This window comes from Streptomyces sp. NPDC001315 (assembly GCF_042896175.1).
Lineage (GTDB): Bacteria > Actinomycetota > Actinomycetes > Streptomycetales > Streptomycetaceae > Streptomyces.
This window is the reverse complement of sequence record NZ_JBIAWZ010000015.1, coordinates 95,950-115,801: the sequence shown is the minus strand read 5'-3', so window position 1 is coordinate 115,801 and position 19,852 is coordinate 95,950. Positions and strand designations below refer to the sequence as shown.

The following is a 19,852-nucleotide window of genomic DNA, read 5'->3' as shown; positions in this document are numbered from 1 at the left end:
CACCACGTCAACGACGGGTTGCGGCAGCGGGGACGGCGGCTTACGGACGGGAAGCGGCTGGGGAGGAAGGGTCATCAGGTCCTTCGTCTGCGCAAAAGTCGGCCGGACATTGACCTCAACGAAGCTTGAGGTTCTAAGTTCTCTCTCATGAGCATGGAATCCACCGCCTGGACGCAGTTGTACAGCGTCATGCACGCCCAGCAGGAAAGCCGCCCCTACGCCCGCGCGACACTGCGCCGCATAGGCGCGTTCGCCCGCCCGCACCGCCGCCGCATCGCGCTGTTCGTCCTGCTCGGGATGGTGACCGCACTGCTCGCCGTGGCGACACCGGTCCTGGCCGGACGCGTCGTGGACGCGATCGTGTCGAAGGGCGACGAGGGCACGGTCGTCCGGCTCGCCCTGCTCATCGCGCTCATCGCGGTGCTGGAGGCGGCGCTCGGCATCCTCGGCAGACGGCTGTCGGCGACGCTCGGCGAGGGGCTCATCCTCGATCTGCGGACGGCTGTGTTCGATCATGTGCAGCGGATGCCGGTCGCGTTCTTCACACGCACTCGTACGGGAGCGCTCGTCTCCCGTCTCAACAACGACGTCATCGGCGCCCAGCGCGCGTTCAGCAACACGCTCTCCGGAGTGGTCAGCAACCTGGTCACGCTGCTGCTCACCCTCGCCGTGATGCTCACCCTGTCCTGGCAGATCACCCTGCTCGCGCTCGTGCTGCTCCCCGTGTTCGTGGTGCCCGCCCGGCGCATGGGCAGCCGCATGGCCCGCATGCAGCGGGAGGCGGCGGCGCTCAACGCGGCCATGGGCACCCGGATGACCGAACGCTTCTCCGCCCCCGGCGCCACCCTCGTCAAGCTCTTCGGGCGTCCGGAGGAGGAGTCCGAGGAGTTCGCGGCCCGCGCCGGCCTCGTCCGGGACATCGGCGTCCGTACGGCCACGGCTCAGTCGGTGTTCATGACCGCCCTGACGCTGGTCTCGGCCCTCGCCCTGGCCCTCGTCTACGGCCTCGGCGGCTGGTTCGCCCTGCGGGGCACCCTGGAGCCGGGCGCGGTCGTCTCCCTGGCCCTGCTGCTGACCCGCCTCTACGCCCCGCTCACGGCGCTCGCCGGGGCCCGTGTCGAGGTGATGAGCGCGCTCGTCAGCTTCGAGCGGGTCTTCGAGGTGCTCGACCTCAAGCCGCTCATCGAGGAGAAGGCCGACGCCCGCCAAGTGCCCGACGGCCCGGTCGCCGTCGAGTTCGACGACGTCCGCTTCGCCTACCCCTCCGCCGACAAGGTCTCCCTCGCCTCCCTGGAGGAGGTCGCGTCCCTGGACACCCGCGGCGGCGCCGAGGTCCTGCACGGCGTCTCCTTCCGCGCCGAACCCGGCCACACGATCGCCCTCGTCGGCTCCTCAGGCGCCGGCAAGTCCACGATCGCGCAACTCCTCCCGCGCCTGTACGACGTCGACGAGGGCGCCGTACGCCTCGGCGGCGTCGACGTCCGCGACCTCAGCGCCGCCTCCCTGCGCGGCACCCTCGGCATGGTCACCCAGGACGGCCACCTCTTCCACGACTCGGTCCGGGCCAACCTCCTGCTGGCCCGCCCCACCGCCACCGAGGACGAACTGTGGGACGCCCTGCGCCGCGCCCGCCTCGACGACCTCGTACGCTCCCTGCCCGACGGCCTCGACACGGTCGTCGGCGAACGCGGCTACCGCCTCTCCGGCGGCGAACGCCAGCGCATGACCATCGCCCGCCTGCTCCTGGCCCGCCAGCGCGTCGTCATCCTCGACGAGGCCACCGCCCACCTCGACAACACCTCGGAAGCTGCCGTCCAGGAGGCGCTCACCGAGGCCCTGGCGGACCGCACCGCGATCGTGATCGCCCACCGTCTGTCCACCGTACGTGCGGCGGACCTGATCCTGGTGATCGAGTCCGGTCACATCGTGGAACGCGGCACACACGAAGAACTCTTGGCGGCCGACGGCCGCTACGCGGAGCTGTACCGCACGCAGTTCGCACAGCGCGGCGGCGACGGCGCGACGGAGATCGCGGCGATGGAGATCGCGGCGACGGGGGAGGCGGTCGCGTAGTCGCAGGAGGGTGCCGCGTAGTCGGAGAAAGGACGCCCGCCGTGCCTTGGCGGGCGTCCGCACGCATGTCCCGGAGGCGGCCGTCGACCGGGGTCGGCGGCCTCGCCCCCGGCCGGGACCGGCGCCGAAATCCCTTCGAGTTCCGCACAGGCCGCGCCTACCCTGCTGACATGGCCCACGCGAAGACCTCCTACGTCTGCCTGCCCTGCCGGGCCTCGTACAAGCAGCCCTACGACCGGGACAGGCAGCGGACCTGCCCCCGCTGCGCGCAGCAGCTGATCCACGTGGGCTCCGCCTTCGCCGCGCCTCGCCGCCGGGACACCGCGTCCTGGCGGACGCTGTCCGTACTGCTGCACGCCGGCGTCCGCTTCCACAAGAGCTGCTGCGGCGGGCCCGGGTACCGCCCCCGCACCCTGCGCGAGGTCCGCGAGCGGATGACGTACGCCCGCCGCAGCGGCGAGCCCTTCGCGAGGGCACTCGTACGGCATGAGGTGCCATGACACCGGCGCGGGGCCGGGACAGGCGGATGGAGACAAGGATCGAACCGGCCTGCGCAGACTAGGAGCGTGGGTCAGTAACGGGCGATTGGCCGGTCGGTCGTGATCGGGGTGATTGATTGCGGTCGCCCGGTCGCCCGGTCGGGCGGCCAGGCGTCCCATGCGACCGGCGTGCGTTCGTCGCCAGCGCGGCCGAGGCGGAAGAACTTGACGCCTTCGACGTCCGGGTCGCCAAGGTCGTGGCGGCCTCCGGACGCCGGTACGGCTTCGATCCGACCAAGGCCACTCGTGCAGCTGAACGGGTCAGGGATTCCCGTAGACGGTGGTGAATGTGCGGTCGAAGCGGCGGGCCGCCAGGTCAGCACGCTGGATTCCCCATTGCACGTCCGTGCCCTCCGGATAGTGGAGCAACGGGCCCCAGTGGGCGAGCAGCACCCAGTCCTCGACGGCGCCTGAGACCGGCTCACCACCGCCCCAATACCCTTGCTCTGCCTGCTGCACCGCGCGGGACGCGAGATCATTCAGCGGGTCCACCTCGGAGTCTTCCTGGTCTGGATATCCTCCGATCTGCAGTTGATGCCCTTGGAAAGGCCGCCTGTCCCTGGCGCTGCCCCAGACCTCGGTCAGCTCGTAGGCGTGCGGAAACCCGGGGAGTGTCTTGCTGGACCAATCGGGCAGGTAGTAGTACGGCAGGTCCGGCTCAGTCCTGACTCTCAGCTCGCACTGCGGGAGGGAACGGAAGGCATGCGCTTCTGCGCCTCCCTCGATGCCGTGGTCATGCCAGGCGTTCCTGTCGCGTTCCTCTACGGGGGTGCCGGCCGGGACATAGACGGCCTGGCCGTGGTTGGCGGTGTCGCTTATGTACCAGGGCGAGGCGAAGAGCAGCAAGCGCCCGGCGGGTGGCAGGGGGAGGTCCGTCGAGTCCTCCGGCAGCGCGGCAAGGTCGACGGACGCCACGTAGGGGTGCGCAGGATCCGGAACCCCCGCGGGCAGCAGCAGCGGCCCGCCGAACCGGCCTGCGACCGGCCCGTCCCCCCCGGATGTAAGGACCGCGCAAGGCCGGGCCTGGCCGATCCACCGGTCCACCTCCTCGGCCGGTATCCCCTCCTCAACTGCCTTCACACAAAAGGGGCGCAACTTCTCCCGAAGCTCATCGAGCATTCGGGCATGGTAGTCCGGCAATGGGAGCGTGTCTCAGTGACCGGCAACCTGCCTGCGGTTCGTGATCATTCATGCGGGATGGTGCCGGTATGAGTGGTGGCGATGGGCTGTTCGAGGTCGAGCCGGTCGAGAAGAAGCGACCGCAGGGCCGTCCGGCGGGGGCGGACAAGACGTTCCGGGCCTTCGACCCGCACCAGGTCCTGCTGCTGCCGCCGTCGCTGGACGAGTGGCTGCCCGAGGACCACCTGGCCCGGTTCGTCGCCGACCTGGTCGACGATGTACTCGACCTCGGTCCGGTCCTGGCGGCCTACACCGAGAAGCGCGGCTACCCGCCCTACGACCCGCGGCTGATGGTGCGCCTGCTGATCTACGGCTACACCACCGGCGTCCGCTCCGCCCGGGCGATCGAGCGCAAGTGCGCCGACGATGTCGCCTTCCGGTTCCTGGCCGCCGACCAGGCCCCGGACTTCCGCTCGATCGCCCGGTTCCGCCGCCGCCACCTGGACGCACTCGCCGACCTGTTCACCCAGTCGCTGCACCTCGCCATGAGGCTCGGCATGGTCAAGCTGGGCCGCGTCGCCCTGGACGGCACGAAACTGGAGGCAGGCGCCTCCAAGCACAAGGCGATGAGCTACGGCCGGCTGATAACGAAGGAAGAGCAGGTGGAGGCCGAGATTGCCGAACTGGAGGCCAGGGCCGCCGCTCTGCTGGCCGACGCCGAGGCCACCGACACCGCCGAGGATGAGGCATTCGGTGTCGACGGCAAGGACACCGACCTGCCCGCCGAGCTGGACCGCCGGGAGAAGCGCCTGGCCAGGCTGCAGGCCGCCCGCGCGCAGATCGAGGCCGAGGCCGCCGAGAAAGCGCGCCGCCACGCGGAGGAGAAGGAGCGCCGTCGGCAGGAACGCGCCGGCACCAGCGACGAGCGGGCCGTCACCGACGCCGGGGACGAGGCCGCCGCGAAGGCCCGGCCCAAGCCCAAAGCGCAGGCCAACTTCACCGACCCCGACTCACGGATCATGAAGAACAGCGACGGCGCCTACATCCAGGCCTACAGCGCCCAGGCCGTCGTGGACGACAAGCACCAGGTCATCACCGCCGCCGACGTGACGACGAACCCGTCGGACGCGCTGAACTACACCACGATGCTCGACCAGTCCGCGCACAACACCGGCGCTCATCCCCGGCAGGCGCTGGTCGACGCCGGGTACTGCTCGGAGGCGAACCTGGAAGCAGCCAAAGAGCGCCAACTGTCCTGCGGCACCGACACGTTCATGGCCACCGGCCGACTCAAGCACGACGAGCAGGTCCCGCCCGCACCCCGCGGACGCATCCCCAAGGACGCCACCCTGAAGGAGCGCATGGCCCGCAAGCTGCGGACCAAGCCCGGCAAGACCGCCTACAGCCGCCGCAAGGCCATCGTCGAACCCGTCTTCGGCCAGATCATGACCTGCCAGAACGGCCGCCAGCTCCTCCTGCGGGGCGAGAACGGGGCACGGGGCGAGTGGCGGCTGCTGGCCGCCTGCCACAACCTCCGCAAGATCTTCCGACACGCCGGCACGGCGGGGCTCACCGCACTGACCGGGTGACCAGCCCAGCAGGCCGGGCCCCGCCGCCCGACCGGGCGACCGCAATCAATCACCCCGATCACGACCGACCGGCCAATCGCCCATTACTGACCCACGCTCCTAGTTCTCCAGGCGGACCGGCATCAGGATCGAGAAACTGTCCTCGTCGTCGGGGCGGCGGACGGCGATCGGTGCCGTGGGAGCGCCCAGCTCCAGGACCAACTCGTCCCGGGCTCCGGCGGCGAGCGCGTGCAGCAGGAACTCGCGGTTGACGGCGACGTTGTTCTGGTCGTCGTCACCGTCGTCGCACACGATCACGGTCCCGTTCTCCGTCACCCTGAGCACGCTGAGGTCCTGGGGCTCGTCGTCCTGCTTGCGCGTCTCGCTCGCGCGGACGGGACCGGTCTCCAGCGCCTTGCGGAAGGCCACCGTATCGATGTGGGCCCGATGACCGGCCGGGAGGCGGACAAGGCGACGGTAGTCGGGGAACTCGTGGCCGAGGCTCTGCCCGGCCGTCTGCCGATCCCCGGTCTCCAGCGTGACGCGGTCGACGTCCACCGTGAGCCGGACAGGTTCCTCGCCGGTCAGCAAGGCCCGCATCGCGTCGGCGAGCGGAAGAGGCACGACGGTCTGCACGCGAGAGCCGCCGTGCCCGGTCGCACGGGCCCGCGCGACGGCCATCCGGTACCGGTCGGTGGCCACGACATGGAGTCCTTCGCCCTCGATGTCGAACAGGATCCCGCCGAGCATCGGCAGCTCCGCGTCGGTACCGGCAGCGAAACGGACCGCGTCCAGCGCGGCGGTCAGCTCCGCCGCGGGGACGGACAGCCGGGTGGTGGCGGTGTGGAGCGAGGCCATGGGGTTCTCCCTGTGGTCGAGTAGGGCTCGGAGCGTGGAGAACTCACTGCGGGCATCGGACAGCCCCAGTTCGAGACGGCGCAGGTGCGCCTCGAGGAGACCCCGCACCAGGTCCGTGTCCGTGCCGGCCCAGCCGGCCAGGACGAGTCGAATGTCCGCCAGGGGCATGCCTGCCCTGCGCAGACGGGCCAGCAACCGGACCTCCTCGAGCTGCTCGGGCTCGTACCAGCGGTAGCCGCTGACCGGGTCCACCCAGGCGGGGACCAGCACACCGGCCCGGTCATAGAAACGGAGCGCACTCACGCTCAGTCCGCCGTCCCGGGCCGTCTCCCCAATGCTGCGCATCTCGTTCTCCACACCCGGAACTCTGGCCCCTCGACATGGTCGAGGGTCAACCTCGACCATGTCCGCCACGGCACAGCGAGAATACGGCGAGGCGCTTCCCACGCTCTCGCGTTCGCTCACGAGCTCGGTCAACGATCGACTCTTCACGGCCGGACGATCGTCACATCGGGCAACAAGTGGATTCGTCCCCCATGGTGGCCGGTTTTCCCCGACTTTCTCCGGAGTGTCAGTGGTGGTCCGTAGGCTCGTCGGCATGGAAGGGGACGAACTGCGCCAGGAACTGCCCGATCAGGGGCGCGGCACCGAGGCCTGGGACCGGCTGAGCGTGTACGCCTGTCTCAGTGCGCCCGAGCGCCTCGAGTACGTCGCGGTGATGCGGGTGTTCTGCGGCACACTGCTCGCGGATCTGGCCGTACCCGACGTGCTGGCCAAACTGGCCCAGGCGGGCAGTCCGGGCAACCCGGCGGCAGGGCTCGACGCGGAGACCCTCACCGCCCGGCTCGAACAGCTCGTGCGCTGGGGCAATCTGCTGCGCAGCACGCACACGGTCAGAGCGAGCAGCATCACCGAGTACCAGCGCTCCCGGTCCCGCTACCAGCTGTCCAAGCTGGGGGAGCGCGTGCAGCGCGACGCGGACGAGGTGCTGGCCGGAGCGGACGCCGCGCGCGAGGTCAGCAGCGAGCTGCTCACGCTCGTCGACCGGGGCCTGCGCGAGATCGCAGCCATGGCAGCCGCGCCGGGCGGAGTGGACCCGCAGCAGGCGCTGGAGAAGATCAGCACCCTCTTCGTGCAGTTCGCCGAATTCGCCGAGTCGGTAAGGGACTTCTACGCCTACCTGGGCCAGGTGCTCGCCCGCTACGACCTCGACGGAGCCGAGTACCAGGGGTTCAAGGAGCTGCTGCTCGACTATGTGGAGGCGATCACCGAGGACGTGTCCTTCCGCGCCCCGCGCATCGCCACACACCTGCGGGTCGTCTGGCCCCACCTGCCCACCCTGCTGGGCCGCATCGACGCACACGCGGCAGGCCTCGGAGCACTGTCCGACGCGCTGCCCGAGACGCGCGTGCAGCGCAGCCGGGGGCGGGACCTCGCGGACTGGGAGGGGCTGCGCGACTGGTTCGCCGACGCCGACGGGCACGGCAGCCAGGTCGACCAGCTCCGGGACGCGACCCTGCGCGCCCTGCAGTCACTGCTCGCCAACGCCAAACGGATGCTGCGTTCGGCGTCCGGGGAGATGTCCCGCCGCAAGGACCTGCTCAGGCTCGCGGCCTGGTTCGACGCCGCGGAACCGGAGGAGGCCCACGACATCGCGGTCGCCGCCTTCGGACTCTACGGAGCACGGCACATGGGGGTCGCACCGGATCCCGACCTCTCCGTACCGGCGTACGTGAGCTGGTGGACCGGACCCGTCGTGGACGTACCGGTGGCGTTGCGCGAGCGCGGCAGCCGGGCCCCGCGCGGGCGGGCCGCGGCCGTGGAGGACCACGGCGAGCAGAAGCACCGTCTCATGGAGGCGGCGCGCGAACAGGCCGCCGCCCGCCACGCCGCGGCCGCCGAGCTACGCAGCGCCTCCGGCCGGTTCGAGCAGGTCAAGCTGGGTTCAGCGGCCATGCGACTGCTGCTGGAGCTCCTCACCACCGCCCTCGGCAACGCCCAACTGCACAAGGGCGACACCGGCGCCGGTGCCTTCCTGCTCGACGGCGCGCAGGTGAGCGACGCCGACCTGGGCATCAGGCTGACGGCGTGGCGCACTCCGGGCCGGCACACACTCCTGCGCTCCGTGGACGGCGACCTGACGGCGGACGACCTCACCCTGGTCGTCGAGAGCGCCGCGAAGCCCGCCGCCGAGGAGGCGAGCGCCTGATGACCCTGCCCTCCGCACACGACGTCGCCCTGGCCGCCGAGCGGCGCACCGCCGCCCGCCTGCTGCTGGCCCACCCCTTGGTCACCTGCGACGGCCCGTACAACGACACTTTCCCGCTGATCCGGCGGCACGCCGACTGGCTGGCCCAGCGCTTCCAGCAGGTGTTCGGCTACCGGCTCCTGGTCGAGGCGTCGTACGCCCGCCTGTTCAAGGCGGGCCTCGGCCCCGGCTCGGGCCACCGCCTGGAACGGCCGTCCACCGGCACACCGTTCACTCCACGGACGTACGCCTACCTGACGCTGGCCCTCTCGGTCCTCGTCACCGCCCCGGAACAGCTCCTGCTGTCCCAGCTCGTCGCCGACCTGCGGGCCGCGGCGGTGGACGCCGGGATCGAGATCAGCGACACCGGGCGGCAGGCGGAACGCCGCACGCTCGCCGCCGCACTGCGGCAACTCGTCGACTGGGGCGTCCTGGCGGAGACCGAGGGCCACGTCGCGGCCGTCGCCGAGGAGCGGGGCGGTGAGGCGCTGCTGACCGTGGACCGCGAGATCGCCCGCGCGGTCGTGGCCGGCCCGCTGGCCCAGAGCCGCGACGGAGCGGACCTCGTACGCCGCGCGGCCGACCCCGGCTTCGGCGGCCCGCGTACGTACGTCCGCAGGCGCCTCGTCGAGACTCCCGTCGTCCACCTCGACGACCTCACCGGCGCCGAGCGCGAATGGCTGCGGACCCGGCAGCGGCGCGAGTCCCAGGCCTTCTCCGAACTGCTGGGTCTGGAGGCCGAGATCCGCGCCGAGGGCATCGCCCTCGTCGACCCGGACGACGAACTCACCGATTTGCACCTGCCCGGCACCGGCACCGTCGCCCAGGCCGCGCTGCTGCTGGTGGAACGGCTGGTCGGCCGACTGCGCCCGGAGGATCCGGGTCACCCCGCGGTCGGCGGGCGGCTGGTCATCGGCGTGCCCGTCCCGGACGGGCTGCTGCCCGAACTGCTCGACGAACTGATCGAGGAGTACGGCCGGCGCGGCACCTGGCAGCGCGGCCTCCTGGAGGACCGGGACGGCCTGCTCACCGCCGTACTCGGCCTCCTCGTCCGGATGCGCCTGGTGGCGCCCGCCGGCCCGGTACGCGCCGACGGCCACGGTCTGCCCGAGGGATACGAGGACGCCGCGCCGGACGGCCGGCCCGTCACGGACGTCTCGGGCGCCCGCGGGCCGGACGGTGGCGGTTGGGTGCTGCTCGCCGCCGCTGCCCGGTTCGCCACCAGGGTGGCCGTCAACTCCCCTGCCGAACAGTCCGCAGCGGACCATGCGACCGAGGAGCCGCCCCGGTGAACAGCCTCCCGTCCCCGCACCGTTACCGCCTGCACCGCGCCGGCATCCGGAACGTCTGGCAGTACGACGAGCAGGAGTTCTCCTTCGGCGACGGCCGCCTGCTGCTGCGCGGCAAGAACGGCGCGGGCAAGTCCAAGGCCCTGGAGATGCTGCTGCCGTACCTCCTCGACGGGGACGCCCGCGCCCTGGACGCCACCGGGACGGGCCGGACCACCCTCCTGTGGCTGATGCTCGACGGCTTCGAGCAGACCAACCGACTGGGGTATCTGTGGGTGGAGTTCGTGCGGACGGACGAGGAGGGCGACGACCACCATCTCACCCTCGGGGCGGCCGTCCGTGCCTCCCGGTCGACCAGGACGGCCAAGCCGTTCTTCTTCGTCACCCCGCTGCGGGTGGGCGAGGAGCTGCAGCTGGCCCCCGCGGGCCAGCCGCTTCCCCTCGACCAGCTCAAGTCGCTCATCGGCGCGGAGAACGTCACCGACCGCGCGGTGGAGCACCGGGCCCGGGTCGCCCGCCAGTTGTTCGGCCTCACCGACCCGGCGCGCTACCGCAACCTGCTCCACCTGCTGCACCGTCTGCGCCGCCCCACCATCGGTGACCGCATCGACTCCGGCGGCCTGGTCTCCGTCCTCGCGGAGACGCTGCCCGCGCTCGACGACGAGATCGTGGAGACGGTGGCCCGCAACCTCGACGATCTGGACGCCGTACGAACCGACCTCGGGCGTCTGGAGCGGACCGACGACGCACTGCGGACCTTCCTCACCGGTTACCGCGGCTACCTGCACGGAGTGCTGCGCCGCCGGGCCGGTCAGGTGAGCGGGGAACTGGATCGGCTGGCGGAGCACCGGCGTGCGGCGGGCGAGGCGGCGAAGAGGGCGGCGGAGCTGCGCACGAGCGAGGACGAACTCGCCGCCCGTCTCGAAGCCCTCGAGGCAGAGCAGGAGGCGGCCGAGACGGACCTCGCCGCCCTGCATGACAGTGCCGCCTACCGCGGCCTGCAGGAACTGGCGGAGAAGCGCGCCACGGTGACCGCCCTGCACAGCGCGGCGTCGGCCGCCTTCAAAGCCCTGCGTCAGGCCCACAGCAGCCAGGAAGAGGCAGGGCGCCGTCTCACCGACGACGGCGGAAGGCTCAGCGACGAGTTGGCGGAACTCGGCACGGCGTACGGCGAGTTGCTGCGGGAGGCCGAGAGGTCCGGGCTCGACCCCGTGCACTTGGGAGAACCCGCGGTGGTTCCGGTCAGCCCGGTCACGGCCGCGGCGGCGGTCGAACTGGCGGCCCCCGACGGCGACTTCCACTTCGTCCGCCATGGCGAGGTGCTGGCCCTCGACACGGAGGCCTGCGCGGGCGCCCTGCACAGCTGGGACACGCAACTGGACGCCGCGGGGCCGGTGATCAGGAACCGGGCCCGAGCCGTGACCGACCTGGTCGCGCTCATGGAACAGTCGCGTCGCGCCCAGCGAGAGGCGAACGAGGCCGATGCCGCCCGGGAGCGCCTGGAGGAGCAGGCGGAAGAGGCACGTTCGCGGGCCGGACGCCGCCGGGAGGACACGGCGCGCGAGGGGGTGGCGTACTCCGACGCCGTCCGGACCTGGACCGAGCGACTGCAGAGCCTCACCGGCGTGTCCCTCGACAGCGTCCGAGCCCTGACCGCTCACGACCCCACGGACGGCCCGCTGCCCGCCCACGCCCCCGACGAGGTGGCCGACACCGCCCGGTCGGCCGTCGACCCGTGGTTGGCGGAGCTGGGCGAGCAGCGCGACGCGCGTGCTGTGACGATCCGCGAACTGGCCGCCGAACAGAACCGGCTGCAGGCTGAACGGCACGACTGGGAACGCCGCACCGACCCCGCGCCCCTGCCCCCGCCGCACCGCGAAGCACCGCGCACACCCGGTACCGGCGCACCCCTGTACCGCCTCGTCGACTTCGCCGAGGACGTGGAGGCGGCGGTCCGGGCAGGCCTGGAAGCCGCGCTCGAGGCGAGCGGCCTGCTCGACGCCTGGATGTGCGCCGACGGCACCGTCCTGGACCCGGCCACCCGGGACACCCTCCTCACCCCCGGCGCGCCACCTGCCGGCCCCACGCTCGCCGAGGTACTGCGCCCGGTCGCGGCGCCGGACAGCGGAGTGACGGCCGAGCAGGTCGACAGCGCGCTGCGGGCGGTGGCCCTGGTCACCGAGGTGGTCCCGGGCTCGACGGCGGACTCCGCGATCGGCACCGACGGTTCCTGGCAGCTGGGCGTCGCCCGCGGTCGCCACACCAAGCAGACCGCCGAGTACGTCGGGGCGCAGGTGCGCGCCGAGACCCGCCGCCGGGCCCTGGCCGAACTCGACCGGCAACTCGGCGACGTACAGGAGAGGTTGACCGAGCAGGAGAGCGGTCTGCGGATCCTGACGGAGCACCGAAGGCAGGTGGCCGACACGCTGAGCCACCCGCCCACCGCACGGCGGCTGACCGACGCGTGGGCCCGCGCGGCCGAGGCCGAGCGCACCGCACAGGTGCTGGCCGGCAAGGCGTCCGCGGCCGCCCGCGAGGCGGAGCAGGCGCGCGCCCGCGCGGTCGCCGCCCGGCGTGACACCGAGGCGACCGCGAGCGCGAACGACCTCCCGGTCGACCCGACCGCACTCGACTCCGTACATCTCGCCCTCGACCGCCTCGGCACGGGCACGGAACGACTGCGCCGACGCCTGCGCGCGGTCGTCTCCTCCGCCGACGGCCATCGCCAGGCCCGCGAGGGCTTTGAGCGCGCTCTGACGGCCTGCCGGGAAGCGCAGTCCGACTACGCCGAGCCGCTCGCCCGCCTGGACGCCGCCCGCCGCACGGTCCGGGGCCTGGAGGAGGCCCTGGGAGCGACAGAGCAGGAGATCCTCGCCCGCGAGGACGACGCGAAGCGTCACCTGGAGGCTGTACGACGCCAACTCCCCGGCCTTCAGCGGGACATCAGCGCCGCACACGATGATCGCGTGCGCGCGGAGGAGGACGAGAGGGTACGGCGCGAGGCGCTGGCCACGCAGGAGGGCGAGGCGCTCGCGAGCGGCAGGCGACTGCGTGCGGGGCTGTCCTTGCCGGGCGTGAGCAGAGGCGCGGGCCTCGACGTTCCGACGGAGGGCGGGGCAGCCGACTCCACGGCGGACGACGCACGCGACCGCACCAAGGCCTTGCGCCGACTGGTGGAGTCCGTGCAGAGCCGCCTGGACACGGAGCGACACGACATCTCGGACACCACCCTCCTCAACCGTCATACGGAGCTGCGCGACCAGCTCTCCGGGGGCTACGACGCCACGCTCGAGGAGCATGACGGCATCAAGGTCTGCCGCCTCGTCGACGACCACGGACCGCACGACATCGCCGCGGTGGGCGAGCGCATCGCCGCCCAGGCGGCCGCGGCCCGGGAACGGCTGACGGAGCGCGAGCGCGAGGTGTTCCAGCGATTCCTGACGGGAGAGCTGGGTGACCACCTGTCCACCCAGGTCCTGGCCGCGGGCGCCCTGGTGACCGCCCTGAACGCCACCCTGTCCACGGTCCGCACCTCCCACGGCCTGGGGGTCACCCTCGACTGGAAGCTGGCCGACGGCGTGGAAGCCGACGTCAAGGCGGCCGTCGACCTCCTGCGCAGCCCCTCGGGACTGCGCACCCGCGTACAGTCCGAGCAGCTCCGCGACGTACTCCAGCGCCGCATCGAGGACGCCCGCCGCGCCGACCCGGGCGCGGGCTACGCGGCCCACCTGCGCACCGCCCTCGACTACCGCGACTGGTTCACCTTCACCCCCTGGGTCGTGAACGACGCCGCCCCCGGCAGCCGCCGCAAGCTCTCCGGCCGCACAGGGCTCAGCCAGGGCGAGCAACGCGTCCTGTCGTATCTGGTCCTCTTCGCCGCCGCGGCCGCCCACTTCACGAGCCTCGCGGAGTCGGCCCCGCACGCGCCCCGTCTGATCCTCCTGGACGACGCGTTCGCCAAGGTCGACGAGCCCACCCATGCCCGTCTCGGCCGCATCCTGGTCGACCTGGACCTGGACTTCGTCCTCACCAGCGAACGCCTGATCGGCAACTGGCCCGACGTGCCTTCGCTGCACATCTACGAGTGCCTGCGCGACCCGCACGTACGAGGCGTGGCGACGCTGCACTACATGTGGAACGGGCGGCAGAGGAGGCTGATGCCGGTATGACGGGACCCGAGCGAGCCGACGGACATTCCCCGGACGCCGACACCCTCGCGTTTCTCACCCGGCCGGGTCTCACCCGCCTCTGGGCGGCGGCACGCACCCGTCTCGAACGCAACGGCCTCCAACCAGCCGGAAGCCTCAGGCTCGAGCACCTGGATGCGCGGGAGCGCGAGGCACTGTCCCTCCTCCTGGCCAGGCCGCTCACCGCCCCCACCGCCACGATCCGCCTGCCGGACCTGGACACCCGCCTGCGTGCCAGCGCGGTCGGACGGGGCCTCGCCGCGACGCTGGCGGAACTGGGCCCACCTCTGACGGACCGCCGCGGGGCCCGCGACGCGGCGACGGCCGAACGCACCCGCCTGTGGTCCGCGGCGGAAGCGACCTTGGCCGGCACGCCGCTGGCCGACCAGCCCTGGGCCCGGCGATGGCTGGAGGAGATACGGCGGAGCGGTACCCTCACCCGCCCGTCGTCCGGCCCCGCGCTCACCACCGTGAGCCAGGCCATCCAGACCCTCGCGACCCTCTTCCCCGGCGACGGCCCCGACCCCACGCCGGCCACCTGGGGCCGCGGCGAACTCGCCACACGCACCACGGGCTCGGCGCACGGTCTGGACGACGGCACCCCGCTGGCCCGACTGGTCCTGCGCGGTATCGCGCTGGCCCGGGGTGTCGAGTTCCCGACCGACGCCCCGGGCCGCCGCGCCCTGTGGCGCCGGGCGTCGGTCACCCCCGACGAGGTCTCCAGCACCGTCCTCACCTACGGCCTGCGCCCGACCGGCGGCACATGGCAGGAGACGACTCTCTGCGAACGTGCCGACCACCACCTGGAGACGCATCTGACCCTGCGCGAACTACGCACCCTGCGTCTGCGGCTGCCCCCGCGCACCCGCGTCCACGTCTGCGAGAACCCGCGTGTCGTGGAGGCCGCAGCGGACGCCGGCTGCACCGCACCCTTGATCTGTACCGCGGGCAACGCGACGACGGTCGTCCTGACCCTCCTGGACACGCTGGCCGCAGCCGGCTGCGTCTTCGCCTACCACGGAGACTTCGACTGGGCGGGGATCGCTCTGGCCAACCGTGTCGTGGGCCGGTACGAGGCGGCGACGCCCTGGCGCATGACAGCCGCCGACTACGAATACCTCGCAGCACGTACGCAGCTGCAGGGAGCTCCGCATCTGCCTCTCACAGGTACTCCCGTCGAGGCCTGCTGGGACTCCGAACTGGCGTCCGCCATGGAGATCCTGGGCATCGCCCTGCACGAGGAGTCAGCCTTGGACCTTCTCGTCAGTGACTTGGAGTAAGGGGCTCGTCATGCGCACGTGACAGGGCTTTCAGCGCGACCTGGCGCACCGTTTCGGATCGCCGAGCGGTCCTCGAGGTGGCGGACATCTGCGTGGGTCCGGACGCGCGGCGACCGCTTCATGCGGGACACGGGCCCGTCGGCCGGTTGCGATCCCCGATACGGGTACTCGGGGAAGCCCGGACACACACCGCACTTCGAAGGTAAGACAATGGCAACTTCTCCCAGCCCGTCCATGGAAACGCATCCGGACATCGTCGACATGCGCCTTCGTCACGAGATGGCCGAGCGTGCCACGAGCACGCCGAAAGGCCAGGCCATCGAGACCATGGCGCTGCTGACCGGTCTGTACCTCGCGGCATCGCCGTGGATAACCGGCTTCAACAACCTGTCGACGCTGGCGGTCACCAACCTGCTCACCGGTATCGCCTTCGCGGTCCTGATGAGCGGCGGATTCGGACGTGCCTACGAACGCACCCACAGCATGGCGTGGGCATCCTGTGCCCTGGGTGTGTGGGCCATCATCTCTCCCTGGGTGGTCGCGGGTAACGTCAGTACGACGAAGACGATCGTGAACAACGTCATCACCGGCGCGCTGGCTCTTCTGCTCGCCCTGGCTGCCAGCGCGGCCGCCCGAGCGGCCGGGTCGACTCAGGCACGGCGGGGCATGCCGACCGCCTACCCACCTGGTCGTAGCTGACAGTGAGCAGACACCCCGGTCGGCTTTGTCTCTGCCGACCGGGGCTTCGCCCTGTTTGCCGGCGGCGTCCTTCCTGCGATGAGTACGCAAACACCTGGGGATGGCTGACCAGGCATGTGAACCGATGTAGCCTCCGGATACCGCCCTTGACCTGCAGAAGCAGGCAGGGAGCAGACAAATCGGGAGTATCTCCGTGCTTCGTACCATGTTCAAGTCCAAGATCCACCGAGCCACCGTCACCCAAGCCGACCTGCACTACGTGGGATCGGTGACCATCGACGCCGACCTCCTGGACGCCGCCGACCTGCTGCCCGGCGAGCTTGTCCACATCGTCGACGTCACCAATGGCGCCCGGCTCGAGACGTACGTCATCGAGGGCGAACGCGGCTCCGGGGTCGTCGGGATCAACGGGGCCGCGGCCCACCTGGTGCACCCCGGAGACCTGGTGATCATCATCAGCTACGCTCAGGTCACCGACGCCGAGGCCCGGACCCTGCGCCCCCGAGTCGTGCACGTGGACGGCGACAACCGGATCGTGGCCCTGGGCACGGACCCGTCGGAACCCGTGCCGGGCTCGGACCAGGAGCGCAGCCCGCAGGCGGTCGGCGCCTGACCGACGAACCGTTCGACTGCTCTTCGAGGGAGTATCCATGGGCGACATCGAGATCCGTGACGACCGTCCGGGCGGACGCCTGGAGGCGTTGGGCGTGGACGGCGAGGTGGTCGGTCACATCGAGTACTTCGTGCTCGAATCCCCCGGGCGGGCTGTGGTTCCGGTGCACACCATCGTCGAACCGGCCCACGAGGGAAAGGGCATCGCGGGCTCGCTTGCCCGTGAGCTCTACGCCATCGCCGCGCGCGAGGGAGTCCCGGTTGCGCCCCTGTGCCCGTACGTCGTGAAGTGGGCCGAACGCCACCCGGACGAGGCCCCGGCAGCCGACCCCGAGCTGCTGCGGGCGGCGAAGGACTGGCTGATCTCGCACCCCGGCAGGTTCTGACACCGCTCATGCTCGCTCTCCTGCACACGTCACCCGTCCACGTCCCGGTTTTCGACGCCTTGCGCGACGAGGGCCATCCGGACCTGGAGCTGCGGCACTTCGTCGACGAGTCCCTGCTGGACCGGGCCCGTGCGGCGGGACCGGACGCCGTGGCGGCGGACGTACGCGCCGCCGTCGACCGGGCCGTCGCCGGCGGCGCGCGGGCGGTGCTGTGCACCTGCTCGACCATCGGCGGCGTCGCGGAGGCGTACGCGGCGGAGGCCGGTGTCCCGGTCCTGCGCGTCGACCGCCCGATGGCGGCGGCCGCGGTGGCGGCGGGGGCGCGTGTCGTCGTCCTCGCCGCCCTGGAGAGCACGCACGCCCCGACGGCGGCGCTGATCGAGGAGGAGGCCCGCCGAGCCACCCGTCCCGTCATGGTCCGCAGCATCCTGGTCGACGGCGCGTGGGCCCGCTTCGAGGCGGGCGACAGCGGGGCCTATGTCCGCCTGGTGGCAGCCGCGGCAGATGCGGTCACCGACGCCGACGCGATCGTCCTGGCCCAGGCCTCGATGGCCCCGGCCCAGCACCTGACGACCACCCCGATACCGGTACTCGCCAGCCCCCGCCCGGGCCTGGCGGCGGGCGCGGAGGCGGCCTGGCGCGGGTGAGCCCGGAGGCGGGCCTCGGGCTGCCGACCGTACACCGTCCCCTCGTGCTGCCTGCCGCACACAACCGCCTCGGGCTGCCTGCCCTAGACAACCGACTCATGCTGCCTGCCGTACACAACCGCCTCGGGCTGCCTGCCGTACACAACAGCCCCAGGCTGTACATCGCGCCCCCGAGCCGGAGGCCGCTCGTCGGATGAGGCCGGCTGGGCTCCCGTGGTGACGCCCGGGGGTGAGTGGCGGCGCGGGCCCCGGGTACGCGGGGATTAGTCCAGAGCCAAGGTTCATCGACTGGCCGGAGGACGCCATGACGAATCCCCATCCCGACCCCGTCCCACCCGGACCGACGCCGGGCCCCGACCCGCGGCACCCGGAGCCGTACCCGGACCCCGTACAGCCTCCGACCCCGGATCCCGCCCAGCCTCCCATCCCGACTCCGCCCCCGGCCCCCGGACCGACACCGCCCCCGGCTCCGGGCCCGCCCCCGGACCCCGGACAGCCTCCGCCGCCGACCCCCGGACCGGTACCGCCGCCGACCCCGGGCCCGCCTCCGGAACCCTCTCCGTCCCCGATCCCCCCGGGGCCGGAGCCCGTACCGACCCCCGAACCGGGACCGCCCCTGACGTGACACCTGAGTACGCCGCCGGAGAGGCGCCCTGCCCACGACCCGTCTGCGGCGCGGCTCCGCCCGGCGCCTGCTCGACCGGGTCACCGGCACGGTCGTCGGCGCGTTCGGCACCCGGCTCGCACTCGGCGACTGACGCCGAAGCCGACATGCCGACGGCGGGCGACCGCTCGGGTCGCCCGCCGTCTCAGTGGTCGACCACCTGGGTCGCCCGCCGTCTCAAGCGGCCGTCCTGCCCTACGCCTCCACCTCCGACCGGTCCCCGCCCCACAGGGTGTGGAACGAGCCCTCCCGGTCCACCCGCCGGTAGGTGTGCGCACCGAAGAAGTCCCGCTGACCCTGCGTGAGGGCCGCCGGCAGCCGCTCGGCACGCAGGGCGTCGTAGTAGGCGAGGGCCGCGGCGAAGCCGGGCGTCGGGACGCCCTCGCGGGTCGCGGCGATCAGGACCTCGCGCCAGTCGTCCTGGGCGGCTCCGATCTCCTGTGCGAAGGTGTCGTCGGACAGCAGGCTCGGCAGGTCCGGCCGGGCGTCGTACGCGGCACGGATGCGGTCCAGGAACGCCGCGCGGATGATGCAGCCGCCCCGCCAGATCGAGGAGACCGCGCCGAGGTCGATGTCCCAGTCGTACTCCTCGCTGCCCGCCGCGATCTCGTGGAAGCCCTGCGTGTACGACACGATCTTCGACGCGTACAGGGCCTGCTCCACCCGGTCCGCGAAGGCCGCCGCCTCGGTCTCCGACAGCGCCGAGGCCTTCGGCCCGGCCAGCCCCCGCGACGCCTCGCGCAGCGCGCTGTGCCCGGACAGGGAGCGCGCGAAGACCGCCTCGGCGATGCCGGACACCGGCACGCCCAGGTCCAGGGCGATCTGGACCGTCCAGCGGCCGGTGCCCTTCTGCTCGGCCTGGTCCTGGACGACGTCCACGAAGGGCTTGCCCGTCGCCGCGTCCACATGCGACAGAACCTCCGCCGTGATCTCGATCAGGTACGAATCGAGCCGGCCCGTGTTCCACGTGCGGAAGATGTCGGCGATCTGCGCGGGGGAGTACCCGGCGACATCGCGCAGCAGCTGGTACGCCTCACCGATCAGCTGCATGTCGGCGTACTCGATGCCGTTGTGGACCATCTTCACGAAGTGCCCGGCGCCGTCGGGACCCACATGCGTCACGCACGGCGCCCCGTCCTTCGCCTTCGCGGAGATCTTCTCCAGCATGGGGCCGAGGGACTCGTACGACTCCTTCGAACCGCCCGGCATGATGCTCGGTCCGTGCAGCGCGCCCTCCTCGCCGCCGGAGACGCCCGTACCGACGAAGTGGATGCCCTGCTCGCGCAGTGCGCGCTCCCGGCGGCGGGTGTCCGCGAAGTGCGCGTTGCCACCGTCGATGATCATGTCACCGGGCTCCAGGAGCGGGGCGAACTCCTCGATCACCGCGTCCGTCGGCTCGCCGGCCTTCACCATGATGACCAGACGACGCGGCCGCTCCAGCGCCGCGACGAAGTCCTTGGCGGTCTCGGCCGGGACGAACTCTCCCTCGTGCCCGAACTCCTCGACCAGGGCGTGCATGCGCGCCGCTGTCCGGTTGTGCACCGCGACCGTGTAGCCGTTGCGCGCGAAGTTGCGGGCGAGGTTGCGTCCCATGACCGCGAGACCCGTGACGCCGATCTGGGCTGTAGTGCTCATACGGTTGGCTCCTCAGGATCCTGATATCGGTCGTGCCGGTCGTGTCCG

14 protein-coding genes are annotated in these 19,852 nt (G+C 71.9%); 11 read left to right on the top strand and 3 right to left on the bottom strand.

The genetic code is table 11. The annotated features are described in order from the left end of the window. Window positions 1–153 precede the first annotated feature (153 nt). Window positions 154–2,073 carry an ABC transporter ATP-binding protein gene (locus ACFY16_RS31515; protein WP_390650668.1) on the top strand — a complete coding sequence of 640 codons (1,920 nt, stop codon included), beginning with the start codon at window positions 154–156 and terminating at the stop codon, window positions 2,071–2,073. A gap of 170 nt (window positions 2,074–2,243) precedes the next feature. After that, the gene (locus ACFY16_RS31510) at window positions 2,244–2,573 is read left to right on the top strand and encodes a deoxyxylulose-5-phosphate synthase (protein WP_390650602.1); all 330 of its coding nucleotides are present in this window, start codon (window positions 2,244–2,246) and stop codon (window positions 2,571–2,573) included. Window positions 2,574–2,873: 300 nt separating this feature from the next. Here the strand turns inward: ACFY16_RS31510 and ACFY16_RS31505 are convergent, their stop codons facing one another. Beyond that, a complete protein-coding gene (locus tag ACFY16_RS31505) occupies window positions 2,874–3,731 on the bottom strand; it encodes a DUF1963 domain-containing protein (protein WP_390650601.1) in 858 nt (285 codons plus the stop codon). A gap of 107 nt (window positions 3,732–3,838) precedes the next feature. Between ACFY16_RS31505 and ACFY16_RS31500 the strand changes: the two genes are divergently transcribed. Then, a complete protein-coding gene (locus tag ACFY16_RS31500) occupies window positions 3,839–5,320 on the top strand; it encodes an IS1182 family transposase (RefSeq protein WP_390650667.1) in 1,482 nt (493 codons plus the stop codon). Window positions 5,321–5,419: 99 nt separating this feature from the next. Here the strand turns inward: ACFY16_RS31500 and ACFY16_RS31495 are convergent, their stop codons facing one another. Further along, window positions 5,420–6,502 carry a MerR family transcriptional regulator gene (locus ACFY16_RS31495; RefSeq protein ID WP_390650600.1) on the bottom strand — a complete coding sequence of 361 codons (1,083 nt, stop codon included), beginning with the start codon at window positions 6,500–6,502 and terminating at the stop codon, window positions 5,420–5,422. Window positions 6,503–6,755: 253 nt separating this feature from the next. Here ACFY16_RS31495 and ACFY16_RS31490 point away from each other — a divergent pair, with 253 nt between their 5' ends. The 8 genes from ACFY16_RS31490 (at window position 6,756) to ACFY16_RS31455 (ending at window position 17,505) form a co-directional block, all read left to right on the top strand. Then, complete coding sequence (locus ACFY16_RS31490) at window positions 6,756–8,366, top strand: TIGR02677 family protein (RefSeq protein WP_390650599.1); 1,611 nt, start codon at window positions 6,756–6,758, stop codon at window positions 8,364–8,366. Beyond that, on the top strand, window positions 8,366–9,697 hold the full coding sequence (locus ACFY16_RS31485; RefSeq protein WP_390650598.1) for a TIGR02678 family protein: 1,332 nt from the start codon (window positions 8,366–8,368) through the stop codon (window positions 9,695–9,697). Before ACFY16_RS31490 ends, ACFY16_RS31485 begins: the two co-directional genes overlap by 1 nt. Next, on the top strand, window positions 9,694–13,863 hold the full coding sequence (locus tag ACFY16_RS31480) for a TIGR02680 family protein (RefSeq protein WP_390650597.1): 4,170 nt from the start codon (window positions 9,694–9,696) through the stop codon (window positions 13,861–13,863). Before ACFY16_RS31485 ends, ACFY16_RS31480 begins: the two co-directional genes overlap by 4 nt. Further along, the gene (locus ACFY16_RS31475; RefSeq protein WP_390650596.1) at window positions 13,860–15,161 is read left to right on the top strand and encodes a TIGR02679 family protein; all 1,302 of its coding nucleotides are present in this window, start codon (window positions 13,860–13,862) and stop codon (window positions 15,159–15,161) included. Before ACFY16_RS31480 ends, ACFY16_RS31475 begins: the two co-directional genes overlap by 4 nt. A gap of 234 nt (window positions 15,162–15,395) precedes the next feature. Then, on the top strand, window positions 15,396–15,860 hold the full coding sequence (locus tag ACFY16_RS31470) for an SPW repeat protein (protein WP_390650595.1): 465 nt from the start codon (window positions 15,396–15,398) through the stop codon (window positions 15,858–15,860). Between the two features lie 193 nt (window positions 15,861–16,053). Beyond that, window positions 16,054–16,473 carry an aspartate 1-decarboxylase gene (panD, locus tag ACFY16_RS31465; RefSeq protein WP_390650594.1) on the top strand — a complete coding sequence of 140 codons (420 nt, stop codon included), beginning with the start codon at window positions 16,054–16,056 and terminating at the stop codon, window positions 16,471–16,473. A gap of 37 nt (window positions 16,474–16,510) precedes the next feature. Beyond that, window positions 16,511–16,858, top strand: coding sequence for a GNAT family N-acetyltransferase (locus ACFY16_RS31460; protein ID WP_390650593.1), 348 nt, complete (start codon window positions 16,511–16,513; stop codon window positions 16,856–16,858). Window positions 16,859–16,866: 8 nt separating this feature from the next. Continuing rightward, window positions 16,867–17,505, top strand: a complete 639-nt coding sequence (locus ACFY16_RS31455) for an aspartate/glutamate racemase family protein (RefSeq protein WP_390650592.1) — start codon at window positions 16,867–16,869, stop codon at window positions 17,503–17,505. Window positions 17,506–18,364: 859 nt separating this feature from the next. Here ACFY16_RS31455 and gndA read toward each other — a convergent pair. Then, on the bottom strand, window positions 18,365–19,804 hold the full coding sequence (gene gndA / locus ACFY16_RS31450; RefSeq protein ID WP_390650591.1) for an NADP-dependent phosphogluconate dehydrogenase: 1,440 nt from the start codon (window positions 19,802–19,804) through the stop codon (window positions 18,365–18,367). Window positions 19,805–19,852 lie beyond the last annotated feature (48 nt).